Annotated in this window: 18 protein-coding genes; 12 read left to right on the forward strand and 6 right to left on the reverse strand. The window is 62.0% G+C overall.

The window, feature by feature from the left end:
- The first annotated feature begins 96 nt into the window (after nucleotides 1-96).
- Nucleotides 97-1,206, forward strand: a complete 1,110-nt coding sequence (locus tag K307_RS08890) for an AraC family transcriptional regulator (RefSeq protein WP_042877630.1) — start codon at nucleotides 97-99, stop codon at nucleotides 1,204-1,206.
- 110 nt (nucleotides 1,207-1,316) lie between these two features.
- Here K307_RS08890 and K307_RS08895 read toward each other — a convergent pair whose 3' ends face one another.
- Nucleotides 1,317-2,192, reverse strand: coding sequence for a LysR substrate-binding domain-containing protein (locus tag K307_RS08895; RefSeq protein WP_042877631.1), 876 nt, complete (start codon nucleotides 2,190-2,192; stop codon nucleotides 1,317-1,319).
- 95 nt (nucleotides 2,193-2,287) lie between these two features.
- Between K307_RS08895 and K307_RS08900 the strand changes: the two genes are divergently transcribed.
- From K307_RS08900 to K307_RS08925, 6 genes are all read left to right on the forward strand, one after another.
- Nucleotides 2,288-3,166, forward strand: coding sequence for an HpcH/HpaI aldolase/citrate lyase family protein (locus K307_RS08900; RefSeq protein ID WP_042877632.1), 879 nt, complete (start codon nucleotides 2,288-2,290; stop codon nucleotides 3,164-3,166).
- Between the two features lie 43 nt (nucleotides 3,167-3,209).
- Entirely contained in the window at nucleotides 3,210-4,202 is a 993-nt protein-coding gene (locus K307_RS08905; RefSeq protein WP_042877633.1) for a tripartite tricarboxylate transporter substrate binding protein, read from the forward strand.
- A 24-nt stretch (nucleotides 4,203-4,226) separates the two neighbouring features.
- Nucleotides 4,227-5,423 (forward strand): CaiB/BaiF CoA transferase family protein, encoded by a 1,197-nt coding sequence (locus K307_RS08910; RefSeq protein ID WP_051974776.1) that lies wholly within the window; start codon nucleotides 4,227-4,229, stop codon nucleotides 5,421-5,423.
- Nucleotides 5,416-6,306, forward strand: a complete 891-nt coding sequence (locus tag K307_RS08915; RefSeq protein ID WP_080744966.1) for an amidohydrolase family protein — start codon at nucleotides 5,416-5,418, stop codon at nucleotides 6,304-6,306. The genes K307_RS08910 and K307_RS08915 overlap by 8 nt, the downstream gene beginning before the upstream one ends.
- 31 nt (nucleotides 6,307-6,337) lie before the next feature.
- Complete coding sequence (locus tag K307_RS08920) at nucleotides 6,338-7,303, forward strand: tripartite tricarboxylate transporter substrate binding protein (RefSeq protein ID WP_042877634.1); 966 nt, start codon at nucleotides 6,338-6,340, stop codon at nucleotides 7,301-7,303.
- Between the two features lie 210 nt (nucleotides 7,304-7,513).
- Nucleotides 7,514-9,484, forward strand: a complete 1,971-nt coding sequence (locus K307_RS08925) for a TonB-dependent receptor family protein (protein WP_230625605.1) — start codon at nucleotides 7,514-7,516, stop codon at nucleotides 9,482-9,484.
- On the opposite strand, the gene K307_RS08930 is transcribed toward K307_RS08925, so the two are convergent.
- On the reverse strand, nucleotides 9,479-10,807 hold the full coding sequence (locus K307_RS08930; protein ID WP_042875593.1) for an IS4 family transposase: 1,329 nt from the start codon (nucleotides 10,805-10,807) through the stop codon (nucleotides 9,479-9,481). The two genes, K307_RS08925 and K307_RS08930, sit on opposite strands and share 6 nt — an antisense overlap.
- 162 nt (nucleotides 10,808-10,969) lie before the next feature.
- Between K307_RS08930 and K307_RS47680 the strand changes: the two genes are divergently transcribed.
- A complete protein-coding gene (locus tag K307_RS47680) occupies nucleotides 10,970-11,125 on the forward strand; it encodes a hypothetical protein (RefSeq protein ID WP_230625607.1) in 156 nt (51 codons plus the stop codon).
- A 159-nt stretch (nucleotides 11,126-11,284) separates the two neighbouring features.
- On the opposite strand, the gene K307_RS08935 is transcribed toward K307_RS47680, so the two are convergent.
- Nucleotides 11,285-12,274: an SLAC1 anion channel family protein gene (locus K307_RS08935; protein WP_042877635.1), complete on the reverse strand. Its 990-nt coding sequence runs from the start codon at nucleotides 12,272-12,274 to the stop codon at nucleotides 11,285-11,287.
- Nucleotides 12,275-12,409: 135 nt separating this feature from the next.
- Between K307_RS08935 and K307_RS08940 the strand changes: the two genes are divergently transcribed.
- Complete coding sequence (locus K307_RS08940; RefSeq protein ID WP_042877636.1) at nucleotides 12,410-13,297, forward strand: LysR substrate-binding domain-containing protein; 888 nt, start codon at nucleotides 12,410-12,412, stop codon at nucleotides 13,295-13,297.
- Between the two features lie 224 nt (nucleotides 13,298-13,521).
- Here K307_RS08940 and K307_RS08945 read toward each other — a convergent pair whose 3' ends face one another.
- The gene (locus tag K307_RS08945) at nucleotides 13,522-15,135 is read right to left on the reverse strand and encodes an ATP-binding protein (RefSeq protein ID WP_051974777.1); all 1,614 of its coding nucleotides are present in this window, start codon (nucleotides 15,133-15,135) and stop codon (nucleotides 13,522-13,524) included.
- Between the two features lie 518 nt (nucleotides 15,136-15,653).
- Here K307_RS08945 and K307_RS47685 point away from each other — a divergent pair.
- On the forward strand, nucleotides 15,654-15,830 hold the full coding sequence (locus K307_RS47685) for a hypothetical protein (RefSeq protein WP_155301112.1): 177 nt from the start codon (nucleotides 15,654-15,656) through the stop codon (nucleotides 15,828-15,830).
- Between the two features lie 99 nt (nucleotides 15,831-15,929).
- Nucleotides 15,930-16,214: a hypothetical protein gene (locus tag K307_RS45945; RefSeq protein WP_080744967.1), complete on the forward strand. Its 285-nt coding sequence runs from the start codon at nucleotides 15,930-15,932 to the stop codon at nucleotides 16,212-16,214.
- A gap of 80 nt (nucleotides 16,215-16,294) precedes the next feature.
- Here the strand turns inward: K307_RS45945 and K307_RS08950 are convergent, their stop codons facing one another.
- Nucleotides 16,295-16,822 carry a DUF3455 domain-containing protein gene (locus K307_RS08950; RefSeq protein ID WP_042877637.1) on the reverse strand — a complete coding sequence of 176 codons (528 nt, stop codon included), beginning with the start codon at nucleotides 16,820-16,822 and terminating at the stop codon, nucleotides 16,295-16,297.
- A 221-nt stretch (nucleotides 16,823-17,043) separates the two neighbouring features.
- Complete coding sequence (locus K307_RS08955; protein WP_042877638.1) at nucleotides 17,044-17,811, reverse strand: IclR family transcriptional regulator; 768 nt, start codon at nucleotides 17,809-17,811, stop codon at nucleotides 17,044-17,046.
- A 97-nt stretch (nucleotides 17,812-17,908) separates the two neighbouring features.
- Between K307_RS08955 and K307_RS08960 the strand changes: the two genes are divergently transcribed.
- Nucleotides 17,909-18,889 carry a Bug family tripartite tricarboxylate transporter substrate binding protein gene (locus K307_RS08960; RefSeq protein ID WP_042877639.1) on the forward strand — a complete coding sequence of 327 codons (981 nt, stop codon included), beginning with the start codon at nucleotides 17,909-17,911 and terminating at the stop codon, nucleotides 18,887-18,889.
- Nucleotides 18,890-18,891: the final 2 nt, after the last annotated feature.

An 18,891-nucleotide genomic window follows, 5' to 3' on the forward strand; every position in this document is an offset into this window, starting at 1 on the left:
GGCCGAAGCTGCTGGATTGCCGCTAGGGTCAACCCTGTGGCGGGTACCGGATGTCCGGGTGCAAAATTGGTATCTTTTCGGACAGAGATCAGTGCCATGCAGCAGGGCGATCTGACGGATGCAACCGCGACGCGACGCCACGGCAATCGGCTGGCGCACGCGTCGGCAGCTATCGACTTGCAGGAAAGGCGCTTTACGCCGGCCAAGCTGGCCGCTCTGCTGGCGGTGACTTCGGAAGCGGGGATGGAGCCTGGTGCGGTCCTCGCGGGGACGAACCTTGACCTCGCCGCCCTTGCCGATCCCTTCACGCTGACATCGCCGCACCAGTTCCTGACTGCCGCGCGCAATGCGATCCGGCTGCGGGGAAAGCCGGATCTCGGTGTGAAGGTCGGGAGCCGGCTTCATGTGTCGAGCTACGGCATGTACGGCTATGCGCTGCTGTGTTCGGAGGGCCTGGCGCGCGCGTTTGATGCGGCGGTCAAGTACCATCAGCTTGCCAACGGGATGCTTGACATCCGCTGGGTCGAGCAGGAAGGGATGGCTTCATGGGTATTCCCCAACCATGACACGATCCTGCAGCCGGGCATGGACGAGCCCTTGTACCACTTCCTGATCGAGATGCAGTTTGCCGTACACGTGACCATGATCAAGGATGTGATGGGCCCCTGGTGCGTGCCGGCCCGCGCCATGTTCACGCAGGCCGAGCCGGCTCACGCGGCCGCGCTGGCCGAGGTGCTGGAATGCCCGCTCGCCTTCGAGCAGCCGCAGACCATGCTGAGCTATCCGGCAGCATGGCTGTCACGGGCGCCGCAGCTTGCCAATCCCATCACAGCAGCGCAAATGTCCGCGCATTGCGCGCGCCTGCTGGAGGCGTTCCGTTGGCAGGAGGGAATCACGCGTCGGGTCTTTCAGGAACTTACCCGCACGCCAGGCCGGTTCCCGGAGATCGAGCAAATTGCCGAAAGCCTGGGCATGACCTCCCGCACACTTCGCCGCAAGCTCGAGGCCGAAGGAACGTCATATAGCGAGCTGCTGACCAGCGTCAGAAAGGCGCTCGCCGTTGACTACCTGACCACCACTTCGTTGAGCACCGAGGACATTGGCCTGGCGCTGGGCTTCAGTGATGCGGTGGGATTCCGGCACGCGTTCAAGCGCTGGACCGGGCGAACGCCCAATGAGGTCCGGCGAGAACGTCCTTTTCGCTGAGTGGCGGGGCCGTTTGAACGGTTGACGAGTAGTCATGATGTCATCAGGGTGGACGTGTCGGAGACAGCGGCGGCTGATCCGGTTCCGTCCTGTATTCCGCGCATGCGCAACTACGCTTTTGCCGCGACGCGAGCCTGCTCAAGGAAGGACCTGATCAGGCTGGCGCTGTGCGACGTCCTTCGCCACAGCAAGCCGAACCGACGCGGTTCCGGTTCGGAGGGTAGATGAAGCTTCACAATACGCAGCCCGGTAGTCAGTGGCGACGCGATGTCCGGGACCAGCGACACCCCCAGGCCACGATCCACCATCATGGCGATGGCGAGGAGGGAGCTCAGCTCAAAGCGCTCCTGTGATGGCGTGATGCCGGCCTTGCGCAGGTAATCGTTGGCCTGCTTCCCTCCGCCGAGGCTGCGGTCATAGCGGATCAGCGGCCTGGTGCGCAGCAGTTCATGCGGATCCGTTTCGCTGTCCCGCTGTGCTGCAAGCACGACCAGCGGCTCCTTGCGCAGCAGTTCCCAGGCAAAGGCTTTGGGGATGGCGAAGGGAGGGTGCAGACAGACGGCGGCGTCCAGTTCCGATTGCTTGACCGCGTCGTACAGCTCGCTCGACATGGCAGACCTGATGTGGACGGACACACCGGGGTGTCTGGCCGCAAAACGCGCGAGCGCGTCCGGTAGCAGACTGTGGAGCGCCGTATTGATGGTGCCGATGCGAAGCTCGCGCGCCGCGTCCGCCTGGTTCACCCACCCCCTAAGCTCGTCGACTTCCCTGAGCAGCGAGACACAGCGCGCAGCGAGGCGGCGCCCGGACTCGGTGGGCGCTACGGTACGGCCGGCTCGTGCCAGCAACTCAGTGCCAAGTTCGCGCTCCAGCACCTGGATCTGTTGAGAGACCGCCGCCGGCGTCACATTGAGCCGCCTCGCGGCTTCGGCCAGCGTGCCGGTTTCCACGACCAAGCTGAATGCCTTGAGATAGCTCGTCTCCATAGAATTTCTATTGTACGAAGGTAGGAAAGTATAGTTTATCTTCTCTTTCGGTTAAGCCACACTGCATTTCACCCCACGGAGATACGGTGTTGGCCATGAGAAGCAAGCTATTCGTCCCCGGTTCACGACCCGAGTTTTTCGCCAAGGCGCTTGCGAGCGACGCGGATGCGCTGTCCTTCGATCTGGAGGATGCGGTTGCCGAAGAGAAGAAGGCCGAGGCCCGTGATCTGCTGTCACAACTGCTGCGTTCCGTCGAGACTCGCTCGACTGCAAAGACCCTGATCATTCGCGTCAATGGCCTCGACACGGGCCATTTCGAGGCCGACGTGGCCGCAGTGGTGGTGCCGGGCCTGCACCTGGTCAACCTGCCAAAGCCGGAGAGCGTCGACGACGTCCGCCGCGCGGCGGCGGCGATCGAACAGGCTGAGCGGGCCAACGGCTTCACCGACGAGGATGCGAAGGTCCGGTTGCTGCTGAACATTGAGTCGCCAAAGGCGCTGCATTGCGCCGCCGAGCTGGCGGGCGCACATCCCCGCGTGGCAGGCCTGCAGCTTGGGCTGGGCGATCTGTTCGAGCCAGCCGGCATCCATCGGCGCAACACGGCAGCGATCGCATCGGCCATGTTCGCCGTGCGGATGGCGGCTGCCGAAGCCAACGTCTACGCCTATGACACGGTGTTCGCCAACATTCGCGATGGCGAAGGCTTCCGCGCCGAGGCGGAGATGTCCAGGCAGATGGGCTTTCTGGGCAAGAGCTGCATCCACCCAAGCCAGATCGCGCTGGCGAACGATGTCTATCGGCCGTCCGACGACGAGATCGCGCATGCGCTGCGGGTCGTGGCGGCTGCCGCCCAGGCGCAGGCCGACGGCGTCGGGGCTTACGTCGTGGATGGAAAGATGATCGACGCTCCCTTCGTCCGGCGTGCACAGGCCACTGTCGAGATCGCCAGGCGGCTCGGACTGATCGCCGCCTGACACCGCATCACAGACCCACATAAAACCATACAGGAGACAAACCATGACGACCTCACAGTCGCGTCGTGCCGCCGCATGCTTCGGGATGATCGCCGCGTTTGGCGCTTTGGCGGTATCGGCCAATGCTGCCGCCGAGAGCCCCTATCCGTCCAAGCCCATCACGATCATCGTGCCGTATCCGCCTGGCGGCTCGAACGACATCTTCGCCCGTATCGTGGCGAAGGAGATCGGCGAGGAACTGAAGCAGCCGGTGATCATCGACAACCGCTCCGGGGCGAGCGGCAACACGGGAACCGGCATGGCGGCCAAGGCAGCGCCGGACGGCTATACCCTGGTCGCGGTCTCGTCGAGCATGACGACCAATGCGGCGGTGCAGAGCAATCTGCCATACGATGCGGTCAAGAGCTTTGCGCCGGTGGCGATGGTGGCCAAGGGGCCGTTCATCGTGGCGGTCAGCAACGACTTTCCTGCCAGGACGCCGCAGGAGCTGATCAACGCGATCCGCGCCAATCCGGGCAAGTTCAACTACGCGTCTTCCGGCCCCGGCAGCGTCAACCAGTTCGGTACAGAACTACTCAAGGCCAAGGCCGGCAAGCTGGCCATTACGCACGTACCTTACCGTGGCATGGGCCCCGCCATCACCGACCTGATCGGCAACCAGACCCAGGTGCTGATCTCGAGCGGCCCTTCGCTGCTGCCGATGGTCCGGGCCGGCAAGGTGCGGGCCGTGGGGATCACCAGCCTGAAGCCAAGCCCTGTCGCGCCGGACCTGGCGCCGATGGCGAGCGCGGTTCCTGGCTACGAGTTTGAACTCTGGTGGGGCTTTCTCGCGCCGGCAGGCACGCCGCCGGCGGTCATCACGCGGCTCAATGCGGCGGTGAACCAGGCGCTGGCGAAGCCGACCGTCAAGGCTGCGATTCTTAAGGAAGGCGCCGAGGCGAAGCCCGTCACCCCCCAACAGTTCGCCGAGACGATTGCGGCCGATGTGGTCCGGTGGACGGCGCTGGCCAAACAGCAAAACATTGTCGCGGATTGAACGCCTGGCTGATTCGGAGGCTGTATGCAAACCAACACCACTGCCGGGGAAGACGTCTTCGGCACAAACCGGGCGGGACAGCCAGGTCCACTGAGCGGCGTGCGCGTGCTCGACCTGAGCGCCTATATCGCGGGGCCGTATGGCTGCTCACTGCTCGCCGACCAGGGCGCGGACGTCATCAAGGTCGAGCCGCCCGTGGGCGACAACCTGCGCAAGTATCCCTCGACACTGGAGGCCGAAAGCCGGGCCTTCCTGGGCGTCAACCGAAGCAAGCTGGGCGTCGTGCTCGACCTGAAGAACCCGGCCGATCTGGAGCGGCTGCTGGCGCTGGTGCGCAATGCGGATGTGCTGGTGCATAACTTCCGCCCCAGCGTGCCGGGCCGGCTCGGCATTGGCTACGAGCAGCTCAGTGCCGTCAACCCGCGCCTGATCTACTGCGCGGTCACCGGCTACGGCGAGACGGGCCCGCTGAAGGACAAGGCCGGTTACGACCAGGTGCTGCAGACCATGACCGGCATGTGCACGCTGCAGGGCAAGCACGGGGGGCCGCCGGAGATTCTGTACGGCTCCGTAGTTGACTACTATGCCTCGGCGCTGGTCGCGGGTGCGGTGTCGTCGGCGCTCTACGAGCGGGAGAAGAGCGGGGCAGGGCAGTATGTGGGCGTGTCGCTGCTGCGTGCGGCGCTGACCATGCAGTCGGCGCGGATGGTCTGGGCCGAATCGGAGCCCAGGGAGATCGGGCGCGACATGCGCTCCGGCGGCATTACCGGCATTCATCCGACCAGGGACGGCTACATCTATATCTCGGCCAATACCCCGCATTTCTGGCGGGCGCTGTGCGAGAAGACCGGCCTGGCCGATCTGCTGTCGACCGATCGCTACGACAGCGTGCGCAAGCGCGCCGAACATCATGGGGAAATCGTGCCCCGCCTGCACGCGGCATTGCAGGAGCGTTCGGCGCTGGAATGGGAGACCATATTCGGCGAGGAGGTGCCATGTGCGGCAGCGCGCTCGGTGGAGGATATGTTCGATTTTCCCCAGGTGGCCGCGGAAGAGATGCTGGCAACGTTCGAGCACCCCGTGGTTGGCCGCTATCGCGGCTTCACGCGTGCCGTGAAGTTCGGGCGCACGCCCGGTCCGGAGCCGTTCGCCGCTCCTGCGCTCGATCAGCACGGGGACAGGGTCCGTGAAGCCGCGGACAGGCTGGCACGGCATGCCTGACGCCCGCTACGGGGGGCCGATTCCGCCGGTGTCGAACAGTTCGGCAAGCCGCGCGCCACGCAGCGCCGCGCTCGCCAATGCCTGCGACGCTCACCTGCACATCTACGACCCGCGCTTCGCGGCGATTGCGCCAGTGGTGGCAAATGCCACCGTGGAAGACTACCGTGGCGTGCAAGCGCTGCTTGGCACGAGCCGCGCGGTCATCGTGCAGCCTCGCTGCTACGGCACAGACAACAGCGCCACGGTCGATGCGATCCGGAAGTTGGGTATCGCCAATGCGCGCGGCGTTGCCGTGGTGCGGCCGGATGTGACAGACGAAACCCTGCACGCGCTGCATGTGGGTGGCATCCGTGGCATCCGGTTCTCCCTCTACACCGAGGCCCATGTGGTGGTGGGCTTCGAGATGGTGGAAGCGCTTGCCAATCGCGTTGCCGAGCTGGGATGGCATCTGCAATTACACTGGACCGCAGACCAGATCGTCGCCCACCGCGACCTGCTGGGACGCCTGCGCACGCCGCTGGTATTCGACCACCTCGCCCGCCTGCCGGTGCCCGGTGGTACCGCGCATCCTGCGTTTTCACTCGTATCCGAGTTGCTGGCGCGCGGCAATGCGTGGCTGAAGCTGTCCGGCGCGTATCTGGATTCCGTCGTCGGCGCCGCCGGGCGCTATGCGGACATCGACCCGGTGGCGATGGCATGGGTGCGCACCGCCCCGGAACGGCTGGTGTGGGGCAGCGACTGGCCCCACTCCACAGAGACCGGCTTCAAGCCGGACGATGCCTTGCTGTACGACCTGCTGGCCCGCTGGGCCGGCACCGAGGCGCTCCGGCGGCGCATCCTGGTGGACAACCCTGCCTTACTGTACGGATTCGAGACCGCATAGCCGGCTCGAACCAATAAGAAGTGGAGACAACATGAAAACGACCCTGCAGCGCCTTGGCAAAGGCCTGGCGATTCTGGCTGCGGCGCTGCCGCTCGGCGCCTTCGCGTTCCCCGACAAGCCGATCCGCATGGTGGTGCCTTATTCAGCGGGTGGTGGTGCCGATAACACGGCGCGTGTCGTGGCCCAGAAGATGGGAGAGATCCTCGGGCAGACCGTTGTCATCGACAACAAGCCGGGCGCTGGCGGGGTCATCGGCGCCGACGTCGTGGCCAAGGCGACCCCGGATGGCTATACGGTGCTGTACGACGCCTCGGCGTTTGCGGTCAACGGCGCGCTGCGCAAGCTGCCGTTCGATCCGACGGGCGATTTCATTCCGATTTCGCTGGTGGCGACTGCGCCGCAGATCCTGGTGGTTGCAGCGAACGCGCCTTACAAGACCGTTGCCGACTTCATCGCCTCGGCAAAGAAGTCGCCCGGCAAGCTGACCTATGCCTCTGCCGGCGCTGGCACCGGCTCGCATCTGGCTGCCGAGATGTTCAATGAGCAGGCCAGAATCGAATTGCTGCATGTTCCGTACAAAGGCGGCGCGCCGGCGCTGACCGATGTGATGGGCGGGCAGGTCGCGTCCTATTTCGGCAATACTGCGTCGACGCTGCAATACGTGACCGGCGGCAAGCTGCGTGCGCTGGCGGTGACTTCCAGAACGCGCCTGAAGGCATTGCCCAATACGCCGACCCTGGCCGAGAGCGGCATGCCCGACTATGAAGTGCTTGAGTGGAACGGCGTGTTCCTGCCCAAGGGCACCGCGCCGGATCGCGTGCAGGCAATAGCCAGCGCCGTACAGAAGGCGGTGGCCGATCCCGCTGTGCGCGCCAGGCTGCAGCAAGCCGGACTCGATCCGGTCGGCAACACGCCGCAGGCTTTCAAGAGCTTCCTGCAGACGGAGTCGGCGCGCTGGCATGCCCTGGTCAAGGCACGTGGCATCCGTGTTGAATAACGCCGGCTCTCCCAGTCGCGGGCTGGTAAGAAGGCGACCGAACACCGCGCCCGGCAGGGTGGTCGTCAGCGAGGTCGTCGTGCCGCAGCAACAACTCACGCGAGCCCGTGAGCACCAAGCGGCACTTTAGTCTTTTGAATTACAAGCGATAACCGTTATCATTTACATTCATGGCTTTTCGTAATTTGCTTGTTACAAGGAAGAAAAGCCATGAGTTCGAGCCGATGCGGCAAGCTGCCCGCCGCACCCCAATTCGCGCTGCGCGCGACGGCGTTCGCCGTCTCGATGCTATGCCTGGCGCCGCTAGGGGCGTCCGCTCAGCAGACCGATGCGCAGCCGGGGCAAAACGGCAATGCGGAGCATGTGCTCGATACCGTCCAGGTCACCGGCAATTGGCTGGGTACCGGACTGCAGAACAGTGTGAAGACGTTCGCCGGCGCACGCACTGTGGTGAGCGAGGAGCAAATCGAGCAGAGTGGCGCGAGCAGTATTAGTGACGTTATGCGCCGGATTCCGGGGGTGCAGTCGACCGACAACTCTGGCACCGCCGGTAGCGCCATCTCGCTCAATATCGGCGTGCGCGGCCTGACGGGCCGATACTCGCCTCGCTCTACGGTGTTGCTCGACGGTATTCCGATGGCGGTGGCGCCGTATGGGCAACCGCAACTGTCTTTCGCACCGGTCAGCCTGGGCAATATCGAATCGATCGACGTGGTGCGCAGCGGCGGTGCGGTGCGGTATGGCCCGCAGAACGTCGGTGGCATCATCAACTTCAACACCAAGCCGATTCCTGGCGGCCCCGGCATCACTGGCGATGCGTCGATCCGCGAAAACATCTACACGGAAGGCGGCGGCAGCAATACCCAGTACAACGCGTTTGTAGGGACCACGCTCGAGAACGGGCTGGGACTGGCTCTCCTGTACTCGGGCATGACGGGTCGCGAATGGCGCAAGGGCAGCGATGATGACGTCAATGATCTGGCCGTGAAATTCGCCTATGACCTCACCAGCACGTCGCAGGTCTACGGCAAGGTTTCCTACTACGACGTGCGCTCGCGCACGCCAGGTGGCCTCACGGTGGCGCAATTCAATGCGGATCCGCTCCAGAATACGCGCCCGAACGACTACTGGAGTGGCAACCGCACGAGCTTCGATCTGGGATACGTGAACACGATGTCCGCCAATCAGGAGTTCGAGATTCGCACGTTCTTCAACGAGAGCTATCGCCAGAGCACGCTGCAGCAGAGCGCCACCCAGATCGCGCACCAGCCTCGCAACTACACCACGTTCGGCATCGAGCCGCGCTATACGCAGCGCGTGTCGCTGGGGCCGACGCTGCATGACATCACCGTCGGATATCGGTATATCCGCGAGCGTGGCGACGACAATGCCTACAATCAGAGCCTCGTAACCGGCGTGGCCGGCCCGACCACCACATTCGACAATGCCACCGATGCGCACGCCGTCTATATCGATGATCGTATCGCCATCGGCAACTGGCGCATCGTGCCGGGCGTGCGCTTCGAACATATCGACACCACGCGCCAGCAGCGGGGTACCGCGACGCAGTTCGAAAGCATGAATAACAAGGCACTGCCCTCGGTCAATGTCTCGTACCTCGTGAACAATGCGTGGACCGTGTTTGCCGACTACAGTACGTCGTTCGGGCCGGTGCAGAACACCCAGCTCAATTCGCAGACGCCGAATAATCCGCTGCAGCCGGAAGTGGCGCGTACATTCGAAGTGGGTACGCGTTGGACCGACAACCGGATCAAGGCCGAACTGACTGCGTTCAAGATCAAGTTCGACAACCAGATCCTGCAGGTGCCGGGCCTGTTCCCCGCCACGTTCCAGAATATCGGCGCTACGGACCACGACGGCGTGGAAACCGCGATCGACTACACGTTCGATCGCGCCGGCCTGTTCGCGGGGCTGAATGTCTACGCCAACTACACGTACACGCGCGCGATTCAGAAGTCGGGCGCCACGTCCGGCCTGGACGTACCGTTCTACTCGCGCAATACCGATACGCTCGGGGTACGCTACGACTGGCGTAACTGGACGTTCAATGTTTCCACCACGCACCAGAGCTCGCAATACTCTGACCTGGCCAATACGGTGGCCGAGTCGCCGGATGGCAGCGTGGGCCGCATACCGCATCTCCTTATACAGAAGTCATGACTCTTCCCGCAGTGCCTGAATGGTGAGCGCGGCATCCATGGTTCGCTGCATGCCGATCCAGATCGTCTTGGCGCCGGGCTCACCATCGCTCTTGCGCCCAAGGAACCCACCCAGGGAAGCCACCAACCGAATCATCTGATTGAGTGTGACTGGTACCTTCGGGCGGGCTTTTTTGGCGAGCACGTATGCCCCCCGAATCTCGTCGGCGTCGAAGAACAGTGACGCATCCAGATCCGGGCAGGTTCTGCCCAACCGCATCAAGCGGGCAATGCGCCACGCCACCACCATATACAACGCCAAGGCCCGCTCCACGCGATCCATGTGCGATAGCTGTAGCGCTTCGACCTTGCAGCCGGTCTTCAGGACATGGAAGAACATCTCCACCTCCCATCGGGCTCGGTACCAGTCGACGAGTTCGATGACAGCATCGGCGTCCTGCGCTTCTCGGTTCGTCAACAAGCGCCAAACCACTGGCTTGATGCCAGCGGGCGCTCCGATCTCCCTGGCCTCCACACAGGTGAGCGCCGCTCCAATCGTACCCGGCAGCTGCACACGTTGTGCACGTAGCTCCTGTTTGACCTCGCGCGCTTTCTGGCCTGCACGCCCTGGCAAGATAAAGGTAATTTCCCCAAGCACCGGGCTGGCGTCAACGCTATCCCACAGCTTGCCCGCCTCAGCAAGGTTGCGGTTGTATTGGCTGCGGATCAGCCAGTCAGCCGGCTGGCCAAGTTCCTGGGCGCGCGCCATCAGCTCGGCGATGTCACCCTCGCGGTCCGTCACATACACCAGCCTTGTCTGGGGCAGCAGCGCGGCTTGCTCCGCCACCCGTTCGTACCCCTCGATCCAGCGCACGCTTTCCTTGATCCCGCTGCGGTGGCCATCGGCGTCCTTCAGTTCCCGAGCCCACATCCAGGCATCGATCACCCCCAGCGGCTCCCGGTCTGGCGTCACCGCGTAGGTCGGATGGAGATACATTCCCCGCTGGGCTTCGTAGCTCAACGGCCCCAGCCCCTCCATTTCCTGGCCATTGAAGTTCAGCTCGGTGGTGTCAGCGATGCACAGCACCACCGGAAATTGCGCGGCCCTCGCTGCAGTGCGCTCCCAATGGGGCTGCATCACGTCCCGCCAATCGATCTGCTCATTGCCCAGAAACCGATACGCCCCAATGGTTTGCGACCAGTCATCGCACGCACCGGGAATGCTCGCCGTAGGCAGGGCCGCAAACCGCTTGAGCAATTCCTTGGCGCGCCGATCCCGCCGCGGATCACCAAGATCCAGACTCTCAAATTCCTCGTCCACCCATGCCCCCGACTCGTTGCTCATTGCCGCTCGAAAATCCGAGAGTAAACGCGAGTCTGCGGATGTTTACAACCCCTTTCCCCAGAGTTTTCGCGGCATCAGCTATCCCGCCCCGCTGCGGAGGCCGTTCTACTTCTGTATAAGGAGATGCGCATACCGGGCTTCCGCACCTGGAATCTTCAGGCGATGTTCAAGGTCCCGCAGTGGAAGCGTACCGACATCACGATCGGCTTGAATAACGTGTTCGACAAGCGTTACTACACGCGCACCACCGACAGCAATGCCGGTCGCCTGGTCGGCGCGCCGCGCATGGTCTATATCCAGGCGCGAGCCGGCTTCTGAGACTGATGCGGGGCTGGCCAGGCGGTATCAGTGCACCGCATTCGGCCGGCCCAGATCAGACATTGACCTGCGGATCTGCTGTGGTGCGTGGTTGCATCCAGGCACGCTGCATCGAGGCCGGGGTTCTCAGCTGAATCGGAGCAGGAGCCAGTGGCTGCTTCAACCGGCGAGCAGCTTGCCCTTAAGAAGAATGTGCAGCGTTCTGACAAAGAGAACCACAATTGCGATGCTCAGCATGGTGAGGAGGAGGATCGCGATCACTGTCACGGGCCAGGCCTGGACGAACATCGAGTATTTCAGCGAGGCGCTCGCGAGCGCCGCCATCGGAAAGCTGATCGCCCACCAACCGGAAGCGAACGGAATTCCCTTGCGAAATACTTTGGGCGCCAGCGTAAGGAATATGAAGAGACCGAAGTAGAACAGCAACCCGGAGAAAGTGTCGACGCGCTGCGTAAAGTTGGTGTAGGCGAGAAAGCCCACTTCGAACGGTGCCATCAGGATCAACAGCGAAGGGACCATGCCGGCGGGCAGCGGCTCGTGATGAATCATTCGCGACATGATCATCGTAAAGAACAAGAGAGCAATCATTGTTCCAACGGCCAGCGCGAACATGTTGATTTCATGGGCCCACGGCATTGGCATGGCCCCACCTGCAACCGCGATATCCAACGTGGCCACTCCCGGGATGAACCAGGCGGGAACCGCGTGCGCAGCGTCAATCTTGCCTTGCAGCAGCCGGCTCGCAATCGTGAAACAGAGCGCGATCGTCGCAATTGTGCCTACTATCCAAATGACTTCGGCGAGCGTCTGGCTCAGTTGAGCAACGACCGAGGAGAGCAGCAGGATAGCGATCGTGATCGTGCCGAAGAAGTTGCCTGCGACGGGATGCCGGAACTCGCCGACGACCGCGTCCGGATGCTTGATTGCCTTGACGAGATATCCCGCGCTCAGCAGCAGGAACACGATGATGGCGAGGATTCCGGCTGCCTCGGATATCAGCGGGCTTACCCCAAATTCCTGGCTGGCCTGGCGCCACGCGATAGAGAGTCCGGCAATGCCCATGACCGACGCAAACAAGTTGACGGGCAAATTTCTGATGGAAGCGTTTCGTCGCAAAGCCTGCGGATGGGTACTCGAAAGGGTTGACACAGCACATTCTCCAGATTCTCGACGCGCTCGCCGAGGGATGCCTGGATAGTAGGTGCTTCCACCCAGAAAGATAATCCGGCATTATTGGGAATCATCCTCCCAAAAAATGAGAACGTGGCTGATCGTTTCGAATCCATGTCGATCCTGGTGGCGGTGGTCGACGCAGGCAGTTTTTCTGCAGCCGCGCGCCAGCTCGATATTCCGCTTGCAACGGTAAGCCGCAAGGTCGGAGAACTGGAGTCGCACCTGAAAACCCGACTCCTGCATCGCTCCACCCGACAACTTGCCCTCACCGAAGCCGGACAATCCTATGTCGCCGCATGCCGGCGCATTCTCGAGGAAGTGGGAGAGGCGGAGCGTGCCGCGTCGGGGGAATACGCGGCCCCTAAAGGCGAGCTTGTCATCACTGCACCCATTGTCTTCGGACGCTTGCACTTGTTGCCGGTGGTTGCGGAATTCCTCAAGACTTACCCGGACATCGATGTGCGGATGGTGCTGACCGACCGCGTGATGCATCTTCTTGAAGAGCAAGTCGACGTCGCAGTGCGGATCGCTGAACTGCCCGACAGCAGTTTCATCGCGACGCGGATTGGCACAACGCGTCGGGTGGTTTGCGCGAGCCCAGCCTACTTCGCTGAACATGGCACGCCGACGAGCCCCCTTGAGCTCACCGCGCATTCATGCATTACCATGGAACAGATTGCATCCAGGCAAGTCTGGACCTTCCTGTCGGGCAAGGCGGAGGCGGAGGTGCCCGTCCGCTCGCGGCTTGCCGTAAGCACTGCCGAAGCCGCAATCGATGCGGCGGTGGCGGGGGTCGGCCTCACTCGCGTGCTGTCCTACCAGATGGCGGACGCGGTGCGTGCCGGAGCGCTCAAGACCGCGCTCGAAGCGTTCGAGCCGGCACCGTGGCCCATCAGCCTTGTTCACACTGGACAGGGGATCCTGCCGCTGAAACTGCGCGCATTTCTTGATTTCGCCGGGCCGCGGTTGAAGGCTCGGTTGGTGGAGTGGGGCGTCTAAAGGAGGTCCGGCGGCCTGGGTGCCTGGTGTCATCTCCGCACTGTTGACATCGCCTCCCGCCGGGTAAGTCTATCTCCAGGCGCGAGCCGGCTTCTGATACTGAAGCGGGGCTGGCCAGGCGGTATCAGTGCACCGCATTCGGCCGGCCTCGATCAGACATCGGTTCCGACACCGGACGCTGTGGTTGCTGCGAGTCATCGTCAGTTTCGTTGCATGGACGGCCCTCACTGAGCCATGCCTGGCCGAAATGCGCCGTCTTGGTTGGTGGGCACGGCGAACTGAAATACGGCGCCGCGAGGCACGTTCGCGCTCAGCCGTAGCGTTCCCCCGTGCGCTTGCACGATCGAGCGGCAAATGGACAGCCCCATCCCCGTTCCGCCGGCCTTCGTCGTACAGAACGGCTCAAAGAGGCGCTCGATGTTCTCGGGAGCGACACCCGGCCCCGAATCGCACACCGTAACAAGGACGGCACCCGGCTCATCCTTGGCGGTGCTAATCGTCAGTTCTCGCGGTCCGTCGTCAACCGCGCTCATCGCTTCAATGGCGTTGATGATCAGGTTCAGCATCGCCTGTTGGAGTTGCACTCGGTCGCCTTGAACGAGCGGCAAGTCCTCCGCAAGCTCCATCTGCAGGGAGACGCTGTTTTTCATGGCCTCACCGCGCGTCAGGGTAATGACCTCACGAATCGCCTCGTTGATCTGCACCCACTCCTTATCCATCGGGGTGTTTTTGAAGAGGCCACGAATGCGGTTCATGATCTCGCTCGCGCGCCTTGCGTCTTTGGTGATACGTTCAAACGCCTGGCGCGCCTCCTCAAGATTCGGCGTCGGTGCGCTCAGCCAGCGTAGACCCGCCTCGGCATTGGCGCCGCACGCGCCGATCGGTTGCTTTAATTCATGGCTGATCGAGGCCGTGAGTTGCCCCATGGTCGTGACGCGGTTCGCGTGCGCCAGCGCAGTCTGGATCTCGCGGTAGCGGCGCTCGCTTTCGCGCGCTTCGGTCTCCGCGCGCTTACGCTCGCTCAAATCGAGCACGAAAGCGACACCTTGGTCCCCGCCTTCCTCGAAGCTCGCCACGCCGATCAGCACGGGCACCCGGCTGCCGTCCCTCCGGAAATACTCCTTCTCGAACGGTTGCAAGCGGCCGGTCCGCTTGAGCTCTGGCAGATAATGTCGGAAATCGTGGTCGAGCCATTCCGGCGGGGTCAGGTCTGTCCAGCGGAGGCGACCGGAGACGAGATCCTCACGCTCGTAGCCCACGATGCGGAGGAACGCGTCATTGGCCTCGATGATCCGGCTTTCGCCCCAGATGAAGATCCCGATAATGTCGGCGTCGACCAGGCGCTGGATCTTCGCTTCGCGCTCTTCGAGTTGTTTGTTCAGTGTTGTTAGCATTCTCAAATCAGCCTGCAACACGTCGCGGCACAAGAGCAGAAGTCTGAGGAAAGGCTCGCTATAATCGTTTCTTTCTCTGTCAAGAACGCAAATCGTCCCGAATATCTCGCCATCGGGCCAACTGATCGGAACACCCAGGTACGAGATCATCCCCAGTTTAATATCCGGGTTCGATTTCCACGCTTCGTCCTGGAAAGCGTCAGGGACAAGCAGCGGTTGACGGGTCTTCATTACGGTCTCGCAATAAAGTCCCGTGTTCAAAGGCGCGGTTTCGGCCGGCTCGTAAGGATTCCCTTTGGACTCGCTGGATACGAAGACTTTGATGTTGGGGGGCTCTACTTGCATTATCAAGGCGGAAGGAACGCGCATGATCCCGGCGAGCAGATCGACAATCTCTTGCCACTTCCTGACGATTTCAGGGGGTACTTGAATAGAATGTGGCATGGTCGCTATTGCGCTGAAGAACGATTAATCTCATCGAATCATATTCTCGCGACAGGTGAAGGCGCCGGTACGTGTCCCGCAGCTCAGATCTGTAACGGCGGCTGGTCTCCGATGATGAGCGCCTAGCTCGGCTTAAATGGTAGACCTTGTTCGGGGCGATTACGACGTGACCTAGGCTTCTTATTCCGGGGAACTTCCGCCCAATGGCCCCAAGGCAGCGGAAACAGCCAGCTCATAGGCGGTTTTCAGGATCGTCTACAGCGATTTCCACTCTGCTGAAGGAATTTCGCATGCTATGGCCATCGCGGCGATGAACGGCCAGATCGATGGGTCGTTCGCTGGAGGGCGAGGGTGCGACTTGGCGATCACAATGGCTTGTGATTAGCGCTAGCGGGTCGCCGCTGCATCCCCCGGTCGCGTGGGTTGCTTCTGTTGCCTTGCAAACAGTACTACCTCGTCAGGGAACGTTTCTTAAATGAAACTTAGGCCAACGCTGCCGTGACTATGAGGGTACTGCCATGCCCCCTTATCAATCAGGATGGGCCATTTATTTCCTGTTGTACCTGACGCTGACCCCTGATCTGTGGGTCCCATGGCTGCTGCGAGCAGAATCTATTAAAGGATTGATCGCCTTTGGGGTGCTGGCCATGTGCATGCCGGCAGCCTTCGCACTCATTATCCGGGTAGGGCAATGAGCGATGCACGCTTTTGCAGGGCTGCGTTAGGGCTGGCAATAGGCTGCAACACGCTAGGCCGGCCGTTAGCCGGGTTGGGCAATCGACCGAGGTTAGGCTATGAGTACAACCGAAGCCGTACCTTGCTTACTATGCGCTGCGCTGGCGCGACGCTGGCTCGACCGACAAGATCGCGTGCATGGTAGCCGCATCTACCGCTGTGCTGCCTGTGGCGGGCGATTCGCAGTCACTGGCGATGCTCTGGGCGCTATCGAGCAGGGGCGTTGGGATGTTGCTGAACTGATGGCTACGGTTAGGCAGAACATTGCTTCGGGCATCCTGCCGCGCATCGAGGATGCAGAAGGAAGGCCGAGCGTGATCGCGGTCGGCCGTCAGGCATCCTGAACTCTGTCGGATGACGTTCCAGCGGTTCGCGACCGTCCTCGGATATCCGGGACTTTTAGAACGTCCAGCTCCGGCGTAGGCTATTCCAGGAAGACGTAGTCCGCCCGATACGGCATGCGATTCTCCTGTCCCTCCTGTGTGCAGGCCTGGGGGAGGGCCTGTCCGCCTAGCGTATTCAGTCGTTGCACGTAACGCGTCTTCGCAAGCAGGCCAGCTCCGCCGGTGCTCGTTGCCTGCAACAGCAAGAGTGGAATGCTGTCCGGCTGCTGCGCATTGGGGGTCTGCCGCAATACCTTGCCGGTCACCTTGCTGCCGTCAGGCGCTTCCCAGGTCGGCCCAGAGTAATGCTTGACGACGAGTTGCCCGGTGCCATCCTTCAGGGTGGCTTCCGGGGCCGAAAAGCTCCATAACAACCTGCCGTCGTTCGCACGCTTGCACTGATAAATCTGTACACCGGATGCGTGCAGCACCGCGATCGTTCCACGCGCGTCGGTGGGCTGGAGTTCGGGCGGAGCCGATATCCTCGGTGTGCTACACGAAACGAGCACGCCTGCCATGCAGAGTACAGTGAGATTCGCTTTGCGAAAATGCCGAGAACCTTGCGACATTTGGCCTCCTTACCTGAGCCCATGGGAGGATAGTACTTCCCGAGCCACGTTGCCAGTTGCGTCCGCGCGGGTCCGGACGGTGCCGGTCCGCGGGGCGGACGCCATCGGCGAACGAGTCCCGGTCTGAGAAGGGTTGCAAGCAGCGGGACCGAATTCGAGTCAGCTATTGATCAATCTCACCTGCACTAATACAACATGGCTGCATGGGAGCCTCTCCGATATCAAGGATGCCAGGTTGACGGCTTTTCAATGTGCATCGCAGGCCGTTGACTACCCGCCATGGCATACGAAAGCTTGTTCGCCGCGTCGACGACTGTCTGGGCCAACTCCAACAAACGCTCTTCGCTCAGCCGGGAGGTCGGTCCTGAAATACACATTGAGCCCAGCAGCCGCCAGTGCAATCCGAACACCGGTGCTGACACGCTTGAGACTTCGGGCTCCCGCTCGCCAAGCGATAGATGAAAACCACGGCGGCGAATCATTTCATAAAGCTCGCCGGGTTCTCCCGAGAACGCCAGAATCACCCGGCCCGGGGAACCGCTGTCTAACGGCAGTGCCGCCCCGATTCTGACGTGATGGCGGATGGCCTGCGGTCCTTCGACCCGGACGAGACACGTTCGCTGTTGTCCCTCACGGACGTAGAACGAAGCGCTTTCCCCAGTCTTGATCGTCAGTTCCCGTAGGACCGGCTCTACCACTTCCTGCACGTTGAAGGTTGCCTGGTAGCACGCACCAAGCCATCCGGCTGCTCGCCCAAGCCTCCAGCTTCCATCTTCCTTCTGCACCAGATAGTCATCCGCCGCCAGCGTGCGGGCCAACCGGAGCACGGTGGTCTTGTGGATGCCCGTCCGCCGACTCAGTTCAGCGAGGGACAGTTGTGGATCATTGACCCCGAACGCCTCGAGGACACGCAGCGCGCGGGTTACCGCGATCACAGAGCCTGACGGCTCGTCGCCAGAAGCACCTTTAGATTCACTTATGCGGTTCATAGCATGGACCTAGTTGCACGGTATGAAACGTCATTGTAAGGAGTGAAACGAGCAACCACAATCCGAATCACAACGAAACTGAGATTCGGAGACAGTAATGAAGGCAATTTCCCGTCACTGCATGTTTGTCCTCGCCGCAGGTCTGGTTGTGGCGTCTGCCACCACCCATGCCGCGCCGCAGTACCCCACCAAGCCCATCAGAGTCATCGTCCCTTTTCCCGCCGGCGGCGGAACGGACATCATCGCGCGAGAAGTGACCAATACGGTTGCCAAGTCGACAGGATGGGTGTTTGTGGTGGAGAACAAGCCGGGCTCCGGTGGCAACCTGGGGGTTGACGCAGCAGCCAAGGCGCCGGCCGATGGCTACACCATCGTCATGGGGCAAACCAGCAACCTTGCCATCAACCCCACGCTGTACGAACGGTTGCCTTATGACCCATTGAAGGACCTGGCTCCCATCGGTCTGGTCGCCTCCGCGCCGCTCGTCTTGGTGACGCATGTCAACTCGCCATACAAGACGCTGAAGGACGTGATTCAGGCGGGCAAGGCAAAGCCCGGAGCGATCAATTTCGCATCGCCGGGCAACGGCACGGTGGCGCATCTTGGCGGCGAGCTGCTTCAAACGACCGCGAAGGTGAAGTTCACCCATGTTCCGTACAAGGGTGCGGCGCAGGCAGTCAACGACCTGATGGGCGGACAGGTCGATCTGTACATGGCCTCTGTGCCAACGTTGCTTGGGCATATCAAGAACAACAGGCTGCGGCCACTCGCGGTTACGTCTCCGCAGCGTGTGCAAGATCTGCCTCAGGTGCCGACAGTCGCCGAGTTGGGCTATCCCGGCTTTGATACTGCGACCTGGTTCGGCTTCGTCGCACCTGCCGCGACACCAAAGGACATCGTGGAGCGCCTCAACGCCGAGTTCAACAAGGCGCTCAAATCCCCGGCGCTTGCCAAGAAGCTGAGTGAACAAGGTGCATCGGCCTTGGGTGGCACGCCTGAGACGTTCAGTGCGCTGGTCAAGCAAGACATCGGACGCTGGGCTTCAGTCATCAAGGCGTCCGGCACAAAGCTGGATTGACG

Origin of the sequence: Cupriavidus necator A5-1, assembly GCF_000744095.1 — a bacterium.
Lineage (GTDB): Bacteria > Pseudomonadota > Gammaproteobacteria > Burkholderiales > Burkholderiaceae > Cupriavidus > Cupriavidus necator_A.